The 18,553-nt window shown below is 71.1% G+C and carries 9 protein-coding genes and 1 pseudogene; 2 read left to right on the top strand and 8 right to left on the bottom strand.

Annotated elements, in window-relative coordinates:
- Positions 1-609: 609 nt before the first annotated feature.
- The gene (gene acnA, locus ACIQU3_RS32320; protein WP_403741366.1) at positions 610-3,327 is read left to right on the top strand and encodes an aconitate hydratase AcnA; all 2,718 of its coding nucleotides are present in this window, start codon (positions 610-612) and stop codon (positions 3,325-3,327) included.
- A gap of 95 nt (positions 3,328-3,422) precedes the next feature.
- Here acnA and ACIQU3_RS32315 read toward each other — a convergent pair whose 3' ends face one another.
- The 6 genes from ACIQU3_RS32315 to ACIQU3_RS32290 all read right to left on the bottom strand — a co-directional run bounded on the left by ACIQU3_RS32315 (position 3,423) and on the right by ACIQU3_RS32290 (position 12,688).
- Positions 3,423-4,778, bottom strand: coding sequence for an ABC transporter substrate-binding protein (locus ACIQU3_RS32315; protein WP_403929120.1), 1,356 nt, complete (start codon positions 4,776-4,778; stop codon positions 3,423-3,425).
- Positions 4,779-4,863: 85 nt separating this feature from the next.
- On the bottom strand, positions 4,864-6,171 hold the full coding sequence (locus ACIQU3_RS32310) for a sugar ABC transporter permease (protein WP_403741360.1): 1,308 nt from the start codon (positions 6,169-6,171) through the stop codon (positions 4,864-4,866).
- Positions 6,162-6,941 (bottom strand): ATP-binding cassette domain-containing protein, encoded by a 780-nt coding sequence (locus tag ACIQU3_RS32305; RefSeq protein ID WP_403741357.1) that lies wholly within the window; start codon positions 6,939-6,941, stop codon positions 6,162-6,164. Before ACIQU3_RS32305 ends, ACIQU3_RS32310 begins: the two co-directional genes overlap by 10 nt.
- A gap of 14 nt (positions 6,942-6,955) precedes the next feature.
- Positions 6,956-8,038 carry a sugar ABC transporter substrate-binding protein gene (locus ACIQU3_RS32300; RefSeq protein WP_403741354.1) on the bottom strand — a complete coding sequence of 361 codons (1,083 nt, stop codon included), beginning with the start codon at positions 8,036-8,038 and terminating at the stop codon, positions 6,956-6,958.
- Positions 8,038-10,440: a SpoIIE family protein phosphatase gene (locus ACIQU3_RS32295; protein ID WP_403741590.1), complete on the bottom strand. Its 2,403-nt coding sequence runs from the start codon at positions 10,438-10,440 to the stop codon at positions 8,038-8,040. Before ACIQU3_RS32295 ends, ACIQU3_RS32300 begins: the two co-directional genes overlap by 1 nt.
- 1,189 nt (positions 10,441-11,629) lie before the next feature.
- Positions 11,630-12,688, bottom strand: coding sequence for a lytic polysaccharide monooxygenase (locus ACIQU3_RS32290; protein WP_403929118.1), 1,059 nt, complete (start codon positions 12,686-12,688; stop codon positions 11,630-11,632).
- A 447-nt stretch (positions 12,689-13,135) separates the two neighbouring features.
- Between ACIQU3_RS32290 and ACIQU3_RS32285 the strand changes: the two genes are divergently transcribed.
- Positions 13,136-13,546, top strand: a complete 411-nt coding sequence (locus ACIQU3_RS32285; protein WP_403741348.1) for an MmpS family transport accessory protein — start codon at positions 13,136-13,138, stop codon at positions 13,544-13,546.
- Between the two features lie 161 nt (positions 13,547-13,707).
- Here the strand turns inward: ACIQU3_RS32285 and ACIQU3_RS32280 are convergent.
- Positions 13,708-14,467, bottom strand: a pseudogene (locus tag ACIQU3_RS32280) (alpha-glucuronidase); the annotation flags it as partial.
- A gap of 20 nt (positions 14,468-14,487) precedes the next feature.
- Positions 14,488-18,285, bottom strand: coding sequence for a GH92 family glycosyl hydrolase (locus tag ACIQU3_RS32275; protein WP_403929202.1), 3,798 nt, complete (start codon positions 18,283-18,285; stop codon positions 14,488-14,490).
- Positions 18,286-18,553: the final 268 nt, after the last annotated feature.

The raw sequence follows: 18,553 nt of genomic DNA, 5'->3' as shown, positions 1-18,553 counted from the left end.
CTCGTCGCAAGTGGGCTGGGCCGCCAGAGCTTCGGCTCGCTCGCGCTGCCGTTGCCGGTAGCCCTTCTGACGGCAGCTCGCCGAACACCAGAGACGTGTCTCTCCGTGGACGGCGGTGATCAGTCTTTTGCCGCACCCCGCCGCCGACCAGGCCCACCCGGTCGCGGCGAACGCTTCCGCGGTTCGCTCGTCGACATCGTCCTCAGCACGGACATCGGTACGTCCTCGAACCGGACACCCCATCCGGAGCCCAGCGCAGGCGCCCGTACGGGATCGCCGTACGCGCGTACGGGTTCCCCCACCGTCCCCCGGGCAGTCAGCCGTAAACGATCACTCAACCTTCGGCGGGAAAACCTGGCGGTCACCGACCTTCGGTGGCCGCTCAACGTTCCCTGCGCGAGATCAGGGGCGCCGGGGCATGACCATCCGGCGCTCGTGTACTAGAGTTATCTCGACATCGAGATATCTGCCGAGAGAGCACCGCAGCCGCACGCCGCCATCGAGTCCGGCGGTAAGGGTTACCTAACTTAGCCTTACCTTAGCGGATCGGCCAAGATGCCGTGGCGGCAGGATCGTGGTGGTACGCGCACATCAATGAAGGAGACTGTCGTGTCGGCGAACAGCTTCGACGCCCGCAGCACGCTGCAGGTGGGCGACGAGTCGTACGAGATCTTCCGGCTGGACAAGGTGGAGGGCTCGGCCCGCCTTCCCTACAGCCTCAAGGTCCTGCTGGAGAACCTGCTCCGCACCGAGGACGGCGCGAACATCACCGCCGACCACATCCGTGCCCTCGGCGGGTGGGACTCGCAGGCCCAGCCCAGCCAGGAGATCCAGTTCACGCCGGCCCGCGTGATCATGCAGGACTTCACCGGCGTTCCCTGCGTCGTGGACCTCGCGACCATGCGTGAGGCCGTGAAGGAGCTGGGCGGCGACCCGGCGAAGATCAACCCGCTGGCGCCGGCCGAGCTGGTCATCGACCACTCCGTCATCGCCGACAAGTTCGGCACGAACGACGCCTTCAAGCAGAACGTCGACCTGGAGTACGGCCGCAACAAGGAGCGCTACCAGTTCCTGCGCTGGGGCCAGACCGCCTTCGACGAGTTCAAGGTCGTCCCGCCCGGCACCGGCATCGTCCACCAGGTGAACATCGAGCACCTGGCCCGTGTCGTGATGGTCCGCGACGGCAAGGCCTACCCGGACACCCTGGTCGGCACCGACTCGCACACCACCATGGTCAACGGCCTCGGCGTGCTCGGCTGGGGCGTCGGCGGCATCGAGGCCGAGGCCGCCATGCTCGGCCAGCCGGTCTCCATGCTCATCCCGCGCGTCGTCGGCTTCAAGCTGACCGGTGAGCTGCAGCCCGGCACGACCGCCACGGACCTCGTGCTGACCATCACCGAGATGCTCCGCAAGCACGGCGTCGTCGGCAAGTTCGTCGAGTTCTACGGCGAGGGCGTCGCCGCCACCTCGCTGGCGAACCGCGCCACCATCGGCAACATGTCGCCGGAGTTCGGCTCCACCGCCGCGATCTTCCCGATCGACGACGAGACCATCAACTACATGCGGCTCACCGGCCGCAGCGAGCAGCAGCTCGCGCTGGTCGAGGCGTACGCCAAGGAGCAGGGCCTCTGGCTCGACCCGGCCGCCGAGCCCGACTTCTCCGAGAAGCTCGAGCTCGACCTGTCGACCGTCGTGCCGTCCATCGCCGGCCCCAAGCGCCCGCAGGACCGCATCGTCCTCGCCAACGCCGCCGAGCAGTTCAAGACGGACGTCCGCGCCTACGTCAACGACGAGTACGAGGCCAGCAAGGAGTCCTTCCCCGGCTCCGACGCGCCCTCGACGATCCCGAACGGCGCCCCGTCCAACCCGGTCACCGTGACCGCCCCCGACGGCACGTCGTACGAGATCGACCACGGCGCGGTGACGGTCGCGGCCATCACCTCCTGCACCAACACCTCCAACCCGTACGTCATGGTCGCCGCCGCGCTGGTGGCCAAGAAGGCGGTGGAGAAGGGCCTGACCCGCAAGCCGTGGGTCAAGACCACGCTCGCCCCGGGCTCCAAGGTCGTCACCGACTACTTCGAGAAGGCGGGCCTGACCCCGTACCTCGACAAGGTCGGCTTCAACCTCGTCGGCTACGGCTGCACCACCTGCATCGGCAACTCCGGCCCGCTGCCGGAGGAGGTCTCCAAGGCCGTCAACGACCACGACCTCGCGGTCACCTCGGTCCTCTCCGGCAACCGGAACTTCGAGGGCCGCATCAACCCGGACGTCAAGATGAACTACCTGGCGTCCCCGCCGCTGGTCGTGGCCTACGCGCTCGCCGGCTCCATGAAGGTGGACATCACCCGTGACGCCCTGGGCACCGACCAGGACGGCAACCCGGTCTTCCTGAAGGACATCTGGCCCTCCGAGGCCGAGGTGAACGACGTCGTCGCCAACGCCATCGGCGAGGACATGTTCGCCAAGTCCTACAGCGACGTCTTCGCCGGCGACGCCCAGTGGCAGGCGCTGCCGATCCCGACCGGCAACACCTTCGAGTGGGACGCCGAGTCCACCTACGTGCGCAAGCCCCCGTACTTCGAGGGCATGGCCCACGAGCCGGCCCCGGTGGAGAACATCTCCGGCGCCCGCGTGCTCGCCAAGCTCGGCGACTCGGTCACCACCGACCACATCTCCCCGGCCGGCGCCATCAAGGCCGACACCCCGGCCGGCAAGTACCTCACCGAGCACGGTGTGGAGCGCCGCGACTTCAACAGCTACGGCTCCCGCCGCGGCAACCACGAGGTCATGATCCGCGGTACGTTCGCCAACATCCGCCTGCGCAACCAGATCGCGCCGGGCACCGAGGGCGGCTACACCCGCGACTTCACCCAGGACGGCGGTCCGGTGTCGTTCATCTACGACGCCTCCCGCAACTACATCGAGCAGGGCATCCCGCTGGTCGTCCTGGCCGGCAAGGAGTACGGTTCCGGCTCGTCCCGCGACTGGGCCGCCAAGGGCACCGCGCTCCTGGGCGTCAAGGCCGTCATCGCCGAGTCCTACGAGCGCATCCACCGCTCGAACCTCATCGGCATGGGCGTCCTGCCGCTGCAGTTCCCTGAGGGCCAGACCGCCGCGTCCCTCGGCCTCACCGGTGAGGAGACCTTCGACTTCACCGGCGTCGAGGAGCTCAACAACGGCACCACCCCGCGCACGGTGAAGGTCACCACCGACACCGGCGTCGAGTTCGACGCGGTCGTCCGCATCGACACCCCCGGCGAGGCGGACTACTACCGCAACGGCGGCATCATGCAGTACGTGCTGCGCAGCCTGATCCGCAAGTAAGCGGACCGCCACGGCAGTTCGAGGGCCGCGTTCCCGGGTGACCGGGGGCGCGGCCCGCGCCGTTCACGGGCGACCCCCGCCGCACGGCGGCAGGGTCACCCGCCGCGGTACTTCGCCGCGGCGGCCTGGGCGAGGTCCTGCGCCTTGTCGAGAGCCGCGTCCACGGACTGCCGGCCGGCGATGGCCGTCGCGATCTGCTCGGACACCGCCGTACCCAGCACGGCGAACTCGGGGATGCCCAGGAAGCCGATGCCGGTGTAGGGGCGGGGGCCGACGCCCGGGTCCTTCGGGTCGGCGGAGTCCGTCGCCGCCGTGTACTCCTGCCGGTACCAGGCGCCGGCCGCCTGCTGGTACTCGGGCGTCTCGTAGAGCGACCTGCGGTTCCCGGCGGGGGCCGAGGTCCAGCCCATCTCCTGCCCGACCAGTTCCTGGAACTGCCTGGAGGAGGCCCAGGAGATGAACTCCCAGGCGGCGTCCTTCTTCTCGGAGGCCTGCTGCACGCCCCACGCCCAGGTCCACAGCCAGCCGGCCTTCTCGGTCTTCTCGTGCGGGGCCGGGACGTAGCCCACCTTGCCCTTGACCGGGGAACTGTCGGCCTCGATCGACGAGGCAAGCGACGTGGCGTCGTACATCATGGCGCACTTGCCCTCGACGAAGCTGTCGAGGATCTCCAGCACGCCCATCCGCTCGGCGCCGGGCTGGCCGTGGGAGCGCAGCAGGTCGACGTAGAACCCGACGGCCTCCTTGAACTCCGGTGAGGTCAGGCGGGCGTTCCAGTCCATGTCGTACCAGGCGCCGCCGAAGGTGTTGACGACCGTGTTGATCGGGGCGAGGTTCTGGCCCCAGCCGGGCAGGCCGCGCAGGCAGATGCCGCTCGCGCCCTCGGAGCCGTCGACCCGGGCGGCCAGGTCGGCGACCTGCTTCCAGGTCGGCTTCGCCGGCATCGTCAGACCGCTCTTGCGGAACAGGTCCTTGCGGTACATCAGGAAGGACCCCTCGCCGTAGAACGGCTCGGCGTAGAGCTTGCCGTCCTCGCCGGTCAGTGAGGACACCAGGTTCGGGAAGACATCGTCCTGGTCGAAGTCCCCGTCGGCCTTCACATAGGAGTCGAGCGGGGCGAGCCAGCCGTTCTCCGCGTAGATCGGCACCTCGTACGCGCTGACGCTCGCCACGTCGTAGGTGCCGGCCTGGGTCGCGAACTCGCGGTTCATCTTCTCCCGCGCCTCGTTCTCCGGCAGCAGCGTGTAGTCGACGGTGATGCCGGTCTCCGCCGTGAAGTGCCTCTTGGTGAGCTTCTTCAGGGTCTGGATCTGCGGCACGTCCGTCGCGAGCACGCTGAGATCGGCCTGCTCCTCGCCGCCGGGCAGATCGGTGTCACCGCACCCGGCAAGAGCCAGACCGGCGGCGACCGTGACGGCCACGGCCACCTGGGTGAGGCGGCTGTGTTTCATGACATCTCGCCGCATACCCACGTTTGCCATCTATTAGGCATTACGTTGCATAAAGCAATAACAGGAACATTTCCGGCACGCTGCGTCACGGTCGGCCGCGTCTGGCCTGAGCGCGCCTGGACAGCGCGTCGGCGGCCACGGCGGCCAGCAGCACCGCGCCGGTGATCATGAACTGCACCGCGTCCTGCACCCCCAGCAGCCCCATCCCCGAGGCGATCGACTGGATGACCACGACACCCAGCAGCACCGACCAGGGCGAGCCCCGCCCGCCGAACAGACTCGTCCCACCGATGACGGCCGCCGCGATCGCGTTGATCAGCAGCATCCCCGAACCGGCGGCACGGGCCGTCGTCGGACTCGCCGAGGTCAGCCCCGACGCCACGAACAACCCGCCGAACGCGGCCAGCGTCCCCGACACCATGAACATCGCGACCCGCACCCGCTCCACGCCGATGCCGGCCCGCCGCGCCGCCTCGACCCCTCCGCCCAGTGCGTACACCCGCCGGCCGTAGCGGGTGCGGCGCAGCACGTAGTCCGAGACGACCAGGACCACCAGGAAGATCAGCAGCGCCAGCGGCAACCCCTGGAACCGGTTGAGGGTGTACGCACCGGCGAAGGCCACCACCGCGAGGAGCCCGGTGCGCAGCCAGATGTCACCTCCGTGCCGGTAGGGCATGCCCGCCGCCCGGTGGCGGCTGCGCCGACGGCGGGCCGCCAGGACGTACCCGGCCGTGCCGAGCGCGGCGACCGCGTACGCCACCAGGTCGTTGCCGAAGTGCCGGCTGGTCAGGGAGGCGACCAGGCCCTCCTCGTCGATGTTGATGGTGCCGCTCGCCCCCAGCAGGTAGAGCGTCAGGCCGTTCCAGATCAGCAGCCCGGCCAGCGTCACCACGAAAGCGGGCACACCGAGCCAGGCGTGGAAGAACCCGTGGAAGGCGCCCACGGCCGTCCCCGCGGCCACCGCCACGATCACCGCCAGCCACTCCGGCACGCCGTGGTTGACGTTCAGCACGGCGAACGCCGCGCCCGCCAGACCGCTCACCGAGCCGACCGACAGATCGATCTCCCGGATCAGCAGCACGAACACGATCCCCACGGCCACCAGCCCGGTGCCGACGATGTCCACGCTCAGATTGGACAGGTTACGCGGCGAGAGGAACTTGTCGTCCAGCCCCTGAAAGACGATCCAGATCACGATCAGCCCGGCGACGACCAGCAGCGGCCCCCGCTCGCCGTCGCGCACACCGCCGCGGACCCCCCGCGCGTACTCCCGCACGCTGTCCCGCCAGCCGCGGGCGGCGGCCCGCTCCGCACCGGCTGCGGCGACCGGCTCCGTGCTGCCCGGCCCCGCCGGCCCGCCGTCCCGGGGCGGTCCGCCGCGGCTCACGGCCATGCCTCCTCGTCGCCCTTCGAACGGTGGGCCACGGCATTGTCGGCGGCTCCCGTCACGGAGGAGATGATCTGCTCCTGGGTCACGGTGCTCACGTCGAACAGACCGTTGTTGCGGCCCAGGCGCAGCACGGCGACCCGGTCCGCGACGGCCTTGATGTCGCCCATGTTGTGACTGATGAGGATGATCGCCATGCCGCGGTCGCGGACCTCCTCGATCAGGTCGAGCAGATGACTGGTCTGCTCCACGCCGAGGGCGGCGGTGGGCTCGTCGAGCAGCAGCACCTTGGGGGAGCCCATCAGCGAGCGGGAGATCGCGACGGCCTGCCGCTGCCCGGCCGACAGCGCGGCGACCGGCATCCGCACGTCGGGGATGCGGATCGACAGCGTGCGCATCAGGTCACGGGCGCGGCGCTCCATCTCCACCTCGTCCAGGACGCCCACCCGGTCGATCTCGCGCCCGAGGAAGAGGTTGCCGACGACGTCCAGGTTGTCGCACATGGCGAGATCCTGGTAGACGGTCGCGATGCCGAGGGCGTGGGCGTCGTGGGGGCGCTTGATCTGGACGAGACGCCCCTCCCACGCGATGACGCCCCGGTCCGCGGGGCTGACCCCGGAGATCACCTTGATCAGCGTGGACTTGCCCGCTCCGTTGTCGCCCGCCAGGGCCACGACCTCACCGGCCCGGACCTGCAGATCGACGTCCACCAGTGCTTGGACACCGCCGAACCGCTTGGTGATGCCGCGCAACGCCAGAACGGGGGGATGGGCCACGGGGACCACCTCGCTCACCGGGTGAGTCCGGCCCGGGCGCAGGCCGGGCGGAGCTTCGGGGTGCAGATCTGGTCGAGCGTGTAGACACCGTCCCGGACGAGCGTCCGCCCGATCGTCTCGCGCGTCACCGCGGTCGGGGTGAGCAGGATCGCCGGGACGTCCTCGGTCGTGGGGCTGTCCATCGTCGTCGTGACCAGGGAGTCGATGTCGTTGCCGCGCGCCAGGGCGACGGCCATCGCGGCCGCCGCCTCGGTCTCCAGCCGGAAGGGCTTGTACACGGTCATGTGCTGCTCGCCCTCGACGATCCGCCGTACGGCGTCGAGGTCGGCGTCCTGCCCGGTGACGGGGGGCAGCGGCGAGACGCGGGCGCTCTTGAGGGCGGAGATGACACCGGCCGCGATGGAGTCGTTCGCCGCGAGCACCCCGTCGATCGCGGCCGGACCGAGGTCGTTGATCGCGGCGGACATGTGGTCGTGCGCGTTCTCCGTGCGCCACCCGAGGGTGTCGTAGGACTTCAGGATCCGCACCTCGTCCCGCAGGACGGACCGTGCTCCGCCCTCGTACCAGGCGGCGTTGGGGCTGGACGGGTCGCCGTTCATCATGACCACACCGCCGCCGTCGGCCCTGGCGCCCATGCCCTGGAGGAGCGCCCGGCCCTGGAGCCTGCCGACCTCGGCCCCGTCGAAACTGACGAAACCGGAGATCGGGCCCTCGGCGAGCCGGTCGTAGGCGACGACGGGGATGCCCTCGCGCTGCGCCGCGTGGACCGAGGAGCGCAGAGCCTTGGGGTCGACGACGTCCAGGAGCAGGGCTGAGACGCCCCGGGTGATCATGGAGGTCATCTGCTGCCGCTGGCTCGCCGCGTCGTTCTCGGCGTTGGCGTACAGGAGCCGGCATTCCGGGCACAGCTCCTTGACCCGCTTCTCGATCAGTGGCCTGTCGGACTTCTCCCACCGGGGCACGGCCCGGCTCGGCAGCAGCAGCCCGATGGTCACCTCGCCCTCGCCCTCCCCGCCGCTGTCCGCACACGCGGCGAGGGACACGGCGAGGAGAACCGCCAGCAGCCCGGCGGCCGCGCGCAGACCCGGGCCGCGCATCAGGGGCCTCCCTCGCGGGAGGCGTGCGGGTGCGGCTGCCCGCCGTGGTGGCGCGGGGCCTGTTCCTCGTGGAGGCGCGAGCCTTCGTCGTCGCGGGTCCTGCGGCGGTCCCGGCTACGGCCAAGGCCCCAGGACCGGTCGCGGCCCAGGCCCCAGACCCGGCCCGGTTTGCGCTCCTCCTCCGGCTCGGTCTCCGGCTCCTCGTCGGGCTCCTCACCGGGCTCCGTCTCCCGGCGGGTGACCACGATCTCGCTCCACACCTGCTTGCCGCCGCCGACCGGTACCGAACCCCAGGCCGCCGACATGGCCTCGACCAGGAAGAGCCCGCGCCCGCCCGTCGACTCCCAGTCCACGACCACGGGCTTGGCCGGCGCCCGCGGTGAGGAGTCGCTCACGCTCACCCGCAGCCGGTCCGCCGCCAAGGTCAGCTCCACCCGGACCGCGCCCTGTGTGTGCACCAGGGCGTTCGTGACCAGCTCCGACACCACCAGCAGGACGGTGTCGGCCTCCGCGACGATGCCCCAGGAACGCAGGGTGCGCGCACTGAACCGGCGGGCGTGCATCACCGCGTCCGGCAGCCGCCACACCACCCAGCCGGCCCGCACCGGCCGTACCCGCATCCCGTCGTAGCGCAGCAGCAGCACCGCCACGTCGTCCTCACGCCGCCCGGCCTCGCCCAGCAGCGCGTCGGCCATCCGGCCCGGGTCGGCGGGATCCGCCGCCGCGAGCGCCTGGCGCACGAGCCGCATCCCCTCGTCCACCTGGAGGTCCGCCGACTCGACCAGGCCGTCCGTCACCAGCGCGAGCACCGATCCGGGGGCGAGCGCGAGGGCCGTCAGCGGGAACTCAGCCTCCGCGAGGACGCCCAACGGGAGTCCGCCCTCGACCGCGATCTCCTCGGTGCTGCCGTCGGGGTGCCGTGCCAGCGGCGCCAGGTGCCCGGCCCGGACGAACAGCGCGTTGCCCTCCTCCATGTCCAGTTCGACGTAGCAGCAGGTGGCGAACAGGTCGGTCTCCATGCCGACGAGCAGCCGGTTGGCGTGCGCGACGACCACGTCCGGCGGATGCCCCTCCACGGCGTAGGCGCGGACCGCCGTACGCATCTGGCCCATGATCGTCGCGGCCCCCGCGCTGTGGCCCTGCACATCCCCGATGACCAGGGCCACCTTGCTCTCCGACAGTGCGATCACGTCGTACCAGTCGCCGCCCACCTGGAGCCCCCGCCGGGCGGGCAGATAGCGGGCCACGGCCGTGCCCCCGGGCAGCCGCGGCAGCCTGCGCGGCAGCAGGCTGCGCTGGAGCATCGTCGCGAGCTCCTGCTCGGCGTCGTAGGCGTGCGCGCGCTTCAGGGCCTGACCGACCAGGCCCGCGGTCGCGGTGAGCAGGGCCCGCTCCTCGGGGGCGAACTCGTGCGCGGTGTCCCAGCCGACCAGACACACCCCGGCCACCCCGCTCCTGGCCGGCAGCGGCAGCACCGCGAGCCCGCCGGGGCCGATCCCCGCGAGTCCCGGTTCCAGTTCGGAACCGGCCGGCCACAGACTCATCCGCCCGTCGCGCAGCGCCGCCTGGAGCGTGGGGAGGGCGGTGACCGGCGCGTCGGGCCACTCCGAGCGCCACTCCCGGCGCCACAGCTCCGGCCAGGCGTCGGCACCCGGCGGATCGAGCACGGTGACCGCCAGCCGGTCCTCCAGCAGCTCGGCGAGCGCCACCCGGTCGGCACCCAGCGGCTCGCGCAACGCGGCGACGACGACACGGCTGACGTCCCGGACGGTCGTGGCATCGTCGAGCGCGGCCGTCAGCCACTGGATCCGGGCGACGTCACTGGCGCTGCGGCGCAGCACGGGCGCCGCGCTGACCACGCCCAGCACCCGCTCCGGGGCGCCGTCGGGCCCCTTCAGAACCCGGCAGTTCAGCCGCAGCCAGCACAGTTCACCGGTGGGCCGCCGAATGCGGAACTCCAGCTCGCGGCGGCCCGGGGTCTGCGCGGACGGCTCGATGACCGACAGCAGCGCGGGGACGTCCTCCGGGACGCTCACCGACAGCAGCGTGTCGGTCTTGCCGTCGAACCCGCCCTCGGGGATGCCGACGAGTTCGAGCAGGGCCGGATCCGTCTCGACCAGCCCGGTGCCGGGCGACAGGGCGAAGGAACCCACTCCCATGGCGCGCAGGGCCGAGTCCAGCAGCGGCGTAGGCGCCGAGCGGTCGGCCTCGCCCCGCAGCCGCTCGGCGACGGCCTCGGCGTAGCGCTCCAGGAACTCCCGCTGCTCGGCTCCGAACCCTTCCGCCTCTCCCACCACGACGAGACATCCCAGCCACCCGCCCCCGGCCCCCAGAGGCAGGGCACCGAACGGGGCCCTGCCACCGGGGGCCGCGGCGCCTTCCTCGGCCCCGGCGAGCAGCACGCTCGCGAGCCACACGGGCCGCCCCCGCAGATAGGCCTCGGCCACGGCAGGACCGCCACCTCCCGTGTCCGGGCCGGCAGGGGCATCGCGGGCGCCGCCGGTACGGGCACCGGGGGAGAGGCCACCGTGGCCGGCGGCGTGCGACGCAGGGCCGGGGGATGGGCCGCTGTGGGCGGCGGCGTGCGACGCTCCCGGCGTCGGGCCGGGGGAGCGGTCGTCACGGGCAGCGGCTTCCGGCACCGGCCCGGGGCTGCTCGATCCCGCTCGGGGGGATGACCCGGGAGCCCGCAGGCTCACTCGTTCCGGCAACCGGTACCGCTGCTCGGACTCGCCCCCGGCGGACTCCGCCAACCGGAGTCCGGCCCCGTCCTCGCCACGTACGTACACCGCGGCCAGCGCCACCCCGGCGAACGCCAGGAGCCGCGCACGGGCGGCCTGCTCCGGGGCGGGACGAGACGGACCGGTGCCCCCGTCCCCCGGCGCCCGAAGACCGGGGAACGCGGCCCGGGCATCGCCGTAATGGGGCATGTCCGCATCCACCTCCCGTCCATGCCGCGGTCACCGGCAGGTGGGAGTCCCCGGGACTCAGGCGACGACGACGCGGGCACGGGACCGGCGGCGCGGGGTCGCGCCTCCCATGGCGGTTCCACGCCGCACATGAGCGGCAGGGCACCCACACAACAGAATCGCACACCTGGATAACCCGGACATATGGGGCGTCCGCCTCCGCTCCCCGAGCCGGACCCCTCAGGCGGGCCGGCGGGGCGCCGTCACCGTCGGCCGGGGAGGACGCGCAGCTCGTCGACCCTCATCAGCCGGTCCAGGGCGAGTGCGCCGCGGCCGTGGTGGCCGTTCCGGCGGTGAGACACAATGTTCACCGTGGCGATCCACGGCGCCATGAGGAACGGCGTGCGGGTGTCCAGGCGTGGAAGCCCCGCAGGAGCCCACTGCCATCAGCAGGGACGAGCGGGCGGGTCCGCTCCGTGCCGCCCCGCCGCCCCGTGCGCGCCGTCCTCCGGTTCGCTCGCTCGTGGCCGCCGCGTCGGCCGTGGCCTTCGCCCCCTCCGTCATGACGCCCACCTGTGTCGCCCGGAACCCGCGGAGGCCCGGCCGGGCCGTTCGACCCTGCCGTGCCGAGGGGCCCGTCGACCGGTGCTCGCCGGTCAACGGGCCCGCCCCGTGCGCAGGTTCAGCCCACCCGGCACGGCAGACTGCTCGTGCTGTCACCTCCGGTCCCGGAGACGGTGTAGCCGAACGTCGTGCTCTTGCCCGGCGCCAGGGAGCCGTTCCAGTTCGCGTTGTGGACCATCACCGCCTGGCCGTTGTAGGTCGCACTGCCGCTCCACAGGCTCTCGACCTTCTGGCCCGCCGGGAGCGTCCAGTCGACCATCCAGCCGAGCATCGGCACCGATCCGGTGTTGGTGACGGTCACCTCGGACTGGTATCCGCCGTTCCAGCCGCCCGTGGTCCTGCGGGTGGCCGTGCAGGTGCCGGGCGCCGGCTCGGACGGGTTGCCCGGTTCCTTGATCCCGGTCACCTCGCCCTTGCCGCCGTCGAAGACCACGTCGGAGCAGGAGTAGAAGGTCTCCTGGCTGTCGGAGCGCTGCCAGACCATGTAGATGATGTGGCGCCCCGACTTGTTCTCGGGGAGCTTGCCCGTCCAGGAGTAGTTGGCCTCGACCGTGCCCGGGGAGCCCTTCAGCGGCGGGTGGTCGACGCTCAGGAACGGCCGCTCCTCCATGTCGTTCCAGGTGAGGGTCCTGGTCGGGTCGAAGCCGTCCTTCGTGATGTAGACGTGGAACCAGCCCGGGTGCGCGGCCCAGGCGTTGTACGAGAAGTCGATGGTCGCGCCCGAGGTGAGATGGGTGAGCGGCCAGTCCTTGCCGGGCGTGTTGAACCCGGTGAAGTTGGTGTTGCCGCCGCTGCACAACTCGCCGTCCGGTACGAAGCCCCGTGTGCGGCCGGCGCCGTCGGAACGGAGCACCGAGAACCAGTTGTAGAACGGCGTGGTGCCGCTGACCTGCTGCGCGCCCCGGCAGGCGGGATTGACCGGCTTGATCTCGCCGGTCTCGGTCAGTCCGTCCTGCCAGCACAGGAAGGTGCGGCTGCCCGGCTTCATGGGGGTGCCGTGCGCCTCCGCCTCACCGCCGGCCGTCATGACCAGGCCGATGGCCGGGACGGTGACCAGGAGGGAGAGCAGTACGAGGAAGAGGGCTCTGGCCCGGGCGGGGAGCGCCGGCCGGAGCATCGTGGCTCCTCCGGGCCTGTTTGTCAGGATCATGACAGCGTCATCCGTTCGTGGGGGTACGGGCCTGCGGATGTGTGTGCACGGAAATGCGCGGGATGGGAGCGACTCGCGGGCGGGTTCCGGTCCACCATTGATGGGAGCGCTCCCACCCCGCCTGTTGCGGAAGGTAGCGCCCTGCGGCGCAGATGTAAACGGCTCCCGCACACGGCCCGGGCCGGCTCTCTCGCCGACGCCGTGCCGGGGACGGCCCCGCGCACCGCGCCGTCGCCGAGTCCGAGGACCGGAAGCGGGGGGACCGGAGGGGGGCGGAAGTGGGGGACCGGAAGGGGGGCCGGAAGGGGGGGGCGGAAGCCGGCGATGCAACAGGCCTGCGCACAGGGGAAGTTGACGCTACGTACCCTGTGCGGTTGGCTTTGGGGTCGGCCATCATGATCCGGGGGGATCCCTTTGCAGCGCATTGTCCGTGCAGCCGTCTGTTCCGTCGCCGCCGCAGGTCTCGCGGTCGGCCTCACCGCGTGCTCCGAAGCGGTCGACCAGGTCGACAAGGCGGTGGACGAGACCTACGAAGTCACGTACGAGGTCACGGGGAAGAGCGTCGACTCGATCGAGTTCCACGGAGGCAAGGGCAAGGCCATGGACCCGAAGATCGAGTCGGTCTCGAAGCCCGAGCTGCCCTGGAGGAAGACGGTCACGCTGCGCGGCATCATGCCTGCGGCGGTCATGCCGGTCGCCGCGGACCCCGAAGGCTCCCAGGTCACCTGCAAGATCGTCTACAAGGGCAAGGTGATCGAGGAGCAGAGCGCCGAGGGCCTGGTGAGCGCCGGCGGCTGCACCGCGGAGTCCCCGGTCGCGGGGTGACCCGGAGAGCAGGGCGGGGTGGCGCGGCCTCCGGGATGCGCCACCACGACCTCGGCTGACCCCGCGCCCGTCGCGGGCCCGGCACCCGCTGCAGTGGTCCGGTCGGCACCGCATGCGTCTTCGTTGACTCAGTGCCGCACCGCTGTCGGCCCGGCACTGGGCCGGGGCGCGCGGCGGGCGAGCGGCGACACCGGCTCACGCGCCTGGAAGTCCATCGGCCCGTGCTTCACCTGGAGCACGGCACCCGCGGCGAACTCCCCGTCCAAGCGCAACGCCCCCGCGATGGCGGCCACTTCACCGATGCGGTCGGTCAGCAGGCGCGCCTCGGCCGTGTGCACGTTGACGTTGTTCACCGACAGCGCGTTGATCCCGGCACGCCGCGAGCAGCCTGCCGTAGGCCCGCACACGGTCGAGGTCGCCCCGTGCCCTCCCGTCCTGCCAGAACAGCGAGCCGCCCGCGTACCCGCGCTCCACCTGGCCCATCACGGGGTGCACGGCCACGTTGTCCCAGTGGTCGAGCATCCGCGGGGCGAGCGCCGGGCGATGGGCCTGCGGCTCCCACGCACCCCGGAACGCCGCCTCGCCGATGCGGACCACGTGGAACAGGCCGTACAGCAGCCCGCGGCCGTCGCAGGCGGTGACCGTGGTCGTGCCGCCCGCCCGCGCGCAGGTGAAGCCCTCGGCGTCGGCGACACCGGTGCCGGTGCCGAGGACCAGGTCGTACGGGCCGTCCGGCTCGGCTTCCCGTACGACCCGGCCTCCGAAACCCCGGCAGGCGTGGGCCACCTCCTCGTGCACCGTCTCCACCAGCGGACCCGATCCCCGGATCGGCGTGCGCCGGCTGCCGACCGCCCGGAAGGCGGCGGACGGCAGCCGGGCCGGGGCGACACCCTCCGGCAGGACGGGCACGGGACGCGCCATCGGACCCCCAACTCGGCTGCTCAGGAGAGCAGTTCGACCTCCGCCAGGGTGGCCTCGCCGTCGAGGACCAGGCGGTACCTCTCGTACGAACCCGGCGACCTCACGGAGAACGCGCGGGTCTGTCTGTCCCACGCGAAGGACTCCTCGGAGCGCCGGTCCAGCGTGCGCCAGGCCGTGCCGTCGGAGGAGCCCTGGAGTGTCCATCCGGCCGGCGCCTTCGCCCGGTCCGCGGACGAGGTCAGCGTGTACTGGACCGCCTCAGTGCCTTTCGGGACCGGCAGGTCCACGGAGGTCACCGCGGCGTCCGTGGCCGACGTGTCGTCGAACAGGGCGCCGTCACCCTCCAGCACGTCCGCGCGGGGCGTCGGCACCTCGTCGTCCCGGGTGATCGACACGGGTGCCGCGTGCTCGCCCGTGCCCCAGGACGACGGCCGCGCGCCCATGTCGAACTCCAGGACACCGCCCTTGGCGACCAGCGCGTGCGGAAGCGAAGTCTTCGTCCACGTCCGGCCGTTGACCTTCACCCCCTGCACGTACACGTTCCGCGCGCTGTTCCGCGGCGCCTTCACCACCAGCTCGCGCCCGTTCTCCAGGTGCACGGTCGCCTTCGTGAACAGGGGTGAGCCGATCGCGTACTCGCCGCTGCCCATCACCAGCGGGTAGAAGCCGAGCGCGGAGAACAGGAACCAGGCCGACTGCTCGCCGTTGTCCTCGTCGCCGTGGTAGCCCTGCCCGATCTCGCTGCCGGTGTACAGCCGCGACAGCACCTCGCGGACGCTCCTCTGCGTCTTCCAGGGCTGCCCGGCCGCGTCGTACATGTAGAGGGCGTGATGGGCCACCTGGTTGGAGTGGCCGTACATGCCCATCCGCACGTCCCGGGCCTCGGTCATCTCGTGGATGACACCGCCGTAGGAGCCGACGAACTCGGGTGAGGCCGTCTCGGGGGTGGAGAGGTACGCGTCCAGCTTGTCGGCGAGGCCCTTGCGCCCGCCGTACAGGTTGGCCAGGCCCCGGCTGTCCTGCGGGGCGGTGAAGGCGTACCCCCAGCCGTTGGTCTCGGTGTAGTCGTGGCCCCAGACGCGCGGGTCGTACTTCGAGGACTCCACCCGCCAGGCGCCCTTCGCGTCCCGGCCCTGGAAGAACCCGGCCTTCGAGTCGAAGAGGTTCACATAGTCGCGGGCGCGGTTCAGGAAGTACTCCGACTCCTCCTTGTAGCGCCGCTCGCCGGTCTCCTCGTACAGCTTCCGGCCCATGCGGGAGATGCCGTAGTCGTTGAGGTAGCCCTCCAGCGCCCAGGACAGGCCCTCGTGGGTCTCGGTGCCCGTGTAGCCGAGGAACGGCGAGGTGGTCATGCCCTTGCGGCCGACGCCCGGGTTCGGCGGCACGACCGTCGCGTTCTTCACCGCCGCCTCGTAGGCCGCCTCCGCGTCGAAGTCGACGCCCTTGACGTACGCGTCGGCGAACGCCACGTCCGAGGACGTGCCCGTCATGAGGTCCGCGTAGCCGGGGGAGGACCAGCGCGAGGTCCAGCCGCCGTCCTTGTACTGCTGCACGAACCCGTCGACCAGCTCACCCGCCCGGGACGGAGTGAGGAACGAGTAGGCCGGCCAGGTGGTCCGGTAGGTGTCCCAGAACCCGTTGTTCACGTACACCTCGCCGTCGACGATCTTCGCGCCGGTGTGCGTCGGGGTGTCCGGGTTCGGCATGGGGGAGAAGGGCGAGGCGTACTTGTGCGTGCCGCCTACCTTCTCGAACCCGGAGTTCGGGTACAGGTACAGCCGGTACAGGCTGGAGTACAGCGTCGTCAGCTGGTCGGGGGTCGCGCCCTCCACCTCCACCTTGCCCAGCAGCCGGTCCCACTGCCGCTGTGCGCTCTTCTTGACGGCCTCGAACGACCGGCCTTCCGGGATTTCCTGGCGGAGGTTGTCCTCGGCCTGGTCGAGGCTGATCAGCGAGGTCGCAAGGCGCAGGGTGACGGTCCGGTCGTCGGCCTCGAAGCGCAGATGGCCCTTGACACCGCTGGAGCTCCCTTCGCTGACCGGCTTGTCGAACTCGCCGTACACGAAGAGCCGGGTCGCGCCCGTCGACAGCCCGGACTTCACGTCCGAGTAGCCGCTGACGATCCCCTTCTCCTTGTCGAGCGTCAGGCCCGCCTGGTCCGTCACGTTGTCGAAGAGGACGCTCGCGTCGTCGCCCGGGTAGGTGAAGCGCAGCACCGCCGCATGGTCCGTCGGCGCCATCTCGGCCTTCAGCCCGTTCTCGAACCGCACCCCGTAGTAGTACGGCCGAGCCGTTTCGTTCTCGTGCCGGAAGGCAAGCTCCCGGGCATCGCGCCCGTACTCCGGGGTCCCGGCGGCCGCGGACGGCATCACCTGGAAGGTCTGCCGGTCTCCCATCCAGGGACTCGGCTCGTGGCTGGCGCTGAACGCCTGGATCGTCGGCAGGTTGTCCGCGTTGTTCGCACGCGCGTAGTCGTACAGCCAGCTCAGCGAACCGGCGTTGGTCACCGGCGTCCAGAAGTTGAAGCCGTGCGGCACGGCCGTCGCCGGGAAGTTGTTGCCGCGTGAGAAGCCGCCGCTGGAGTGGGTGCCGCGGGTCGTCACCGCGTAGTCCGACAGGTGCGCCTTCGGCCGCTCGGGCGCGACGGACTCGATGCTGACGTCGTCCAGCCAGCCCCGGAACCTGGCCGGGCCCTCGGCGGAGTCGTACGCCACCAGGATCCGGTCCACGGTCTTCCCGGCCGCGACCGACCCGATCCGCGCGGACACGTCGTTCCACTGGTTGACGTAGAGGATCTTCGCCGCGCCCTGTCCCCGAGGGGTCAGCGGGAACCCGTGCCGGTCGGTGGCGCCCAGGTCGCTCAGGTGGGTGCCGTCGGTGAAGGCGAGGTCGACGGAGACGTTCGTGGCGTCGTAGTCGAGGTCCCCGTCCGCCATGGAGGGGAAGACACGGTAGGCCAACCGCGTGTCCCTGCCGACGGCCACGTTCACGTCGAAGATCTTGTTGTACGAGTACGCCCGCCCGTCGGCGGTGTGCCGGCCGGCGTACCGCAGGGCGCGCTTTCCGGTGAACCCGGCGCCGGCCTTGGCGGTGGGTGAGCCGCTCGGGCCGCGGTCGACCAGGGAGAGCATGTCCTGCGGGACGGGACCGTCGGCCCCGCCCGTGGACAGTTGGAGGTCGGCGAGCTGGAGGATGCCGCCGCCGTTGTTCCCGGTCACGTCCAGCCGGAAGTGCCGGTACTCGCCGGGTTCGGCGAGATCGTAGGTCTTCGTCTGGAAGCGCTCGGAGAAGGACTCACCGGAGCGCGCGTCGAGCGTCTTCCACTCCTTGCCGTCGACGGAGCCCTTCAGACTCCAGTCCCTCGGGTCGCGCTCGTCGTGGTCATTGGCCGACGTCAGTGCGTAACGCACCAATTGAACTGGTTTGTCCAGGTCGAACTCGGCCCAGCCGGTGGGCTCGAAGGTGAGCCACTTGGTGCTCGGCTCGCCGTCGACCAGGTTCTCCTTCACCTCTCCGCCGCCCGCGTTCTCGGCGCTCGCCCGGACGTCGGTGACCCGGTCGGTCACATTGCCCGGTATGCCGCTGCTGTAGCCGCCGTCGACCCCGGAGGCCCGCTTGGCGCCGTCGGGGCCGGTGTCGACGGTGTTCACCCAGTCCGGAACCGGGTCGTCCGCCTCGAAGGAGGACACGAATTCCCGATCGGGTTTTCCAGGGGCCTGCGGCAGTGCGACCGCAATGCCCTGCGAACCCAGGGTCAAAGCGAAGGCGGTCGCCGACACGACCGCCGAACCCCATCTGTGCCGAGCTTTCCGCTGTATCAACGGGTACCCTCCCTGCGCAGTGGACAACGTTGTCACCTTCGATGCGCAAGGACCAGTAGTTGCCCAAGTGGCGAGGAGTGTCAAGGGTGTTGCCTGCGGCATTCGGGGGCGGTGACCGGGAGATTTCCGGCGGAGCACACACAGGCCGCGCATACTTCCGCGAGGTCTCAACTCGGATAAGACCCACGGCCAACCTTGCGTTCGATCTTGATCCGTTGGCGGGAAGTGGACTATACCTGTCGGACGCTTCACACGATCCGCACGT

Source organism: Streptomyces sp. NPDC101110, assembly GCF_044759525.1.
Classification (GTDB): domain Bacteria; phylum Actinomycetota; class Actinomycetes; order Streptomycetales; family Streptomycetaceae; genus Streptomyces.
The sequence above is the reverse complement of the archived record's forward strand: the minus strand, read 5'-3'. Positions and strand labels throughout refer to the sequence as shown.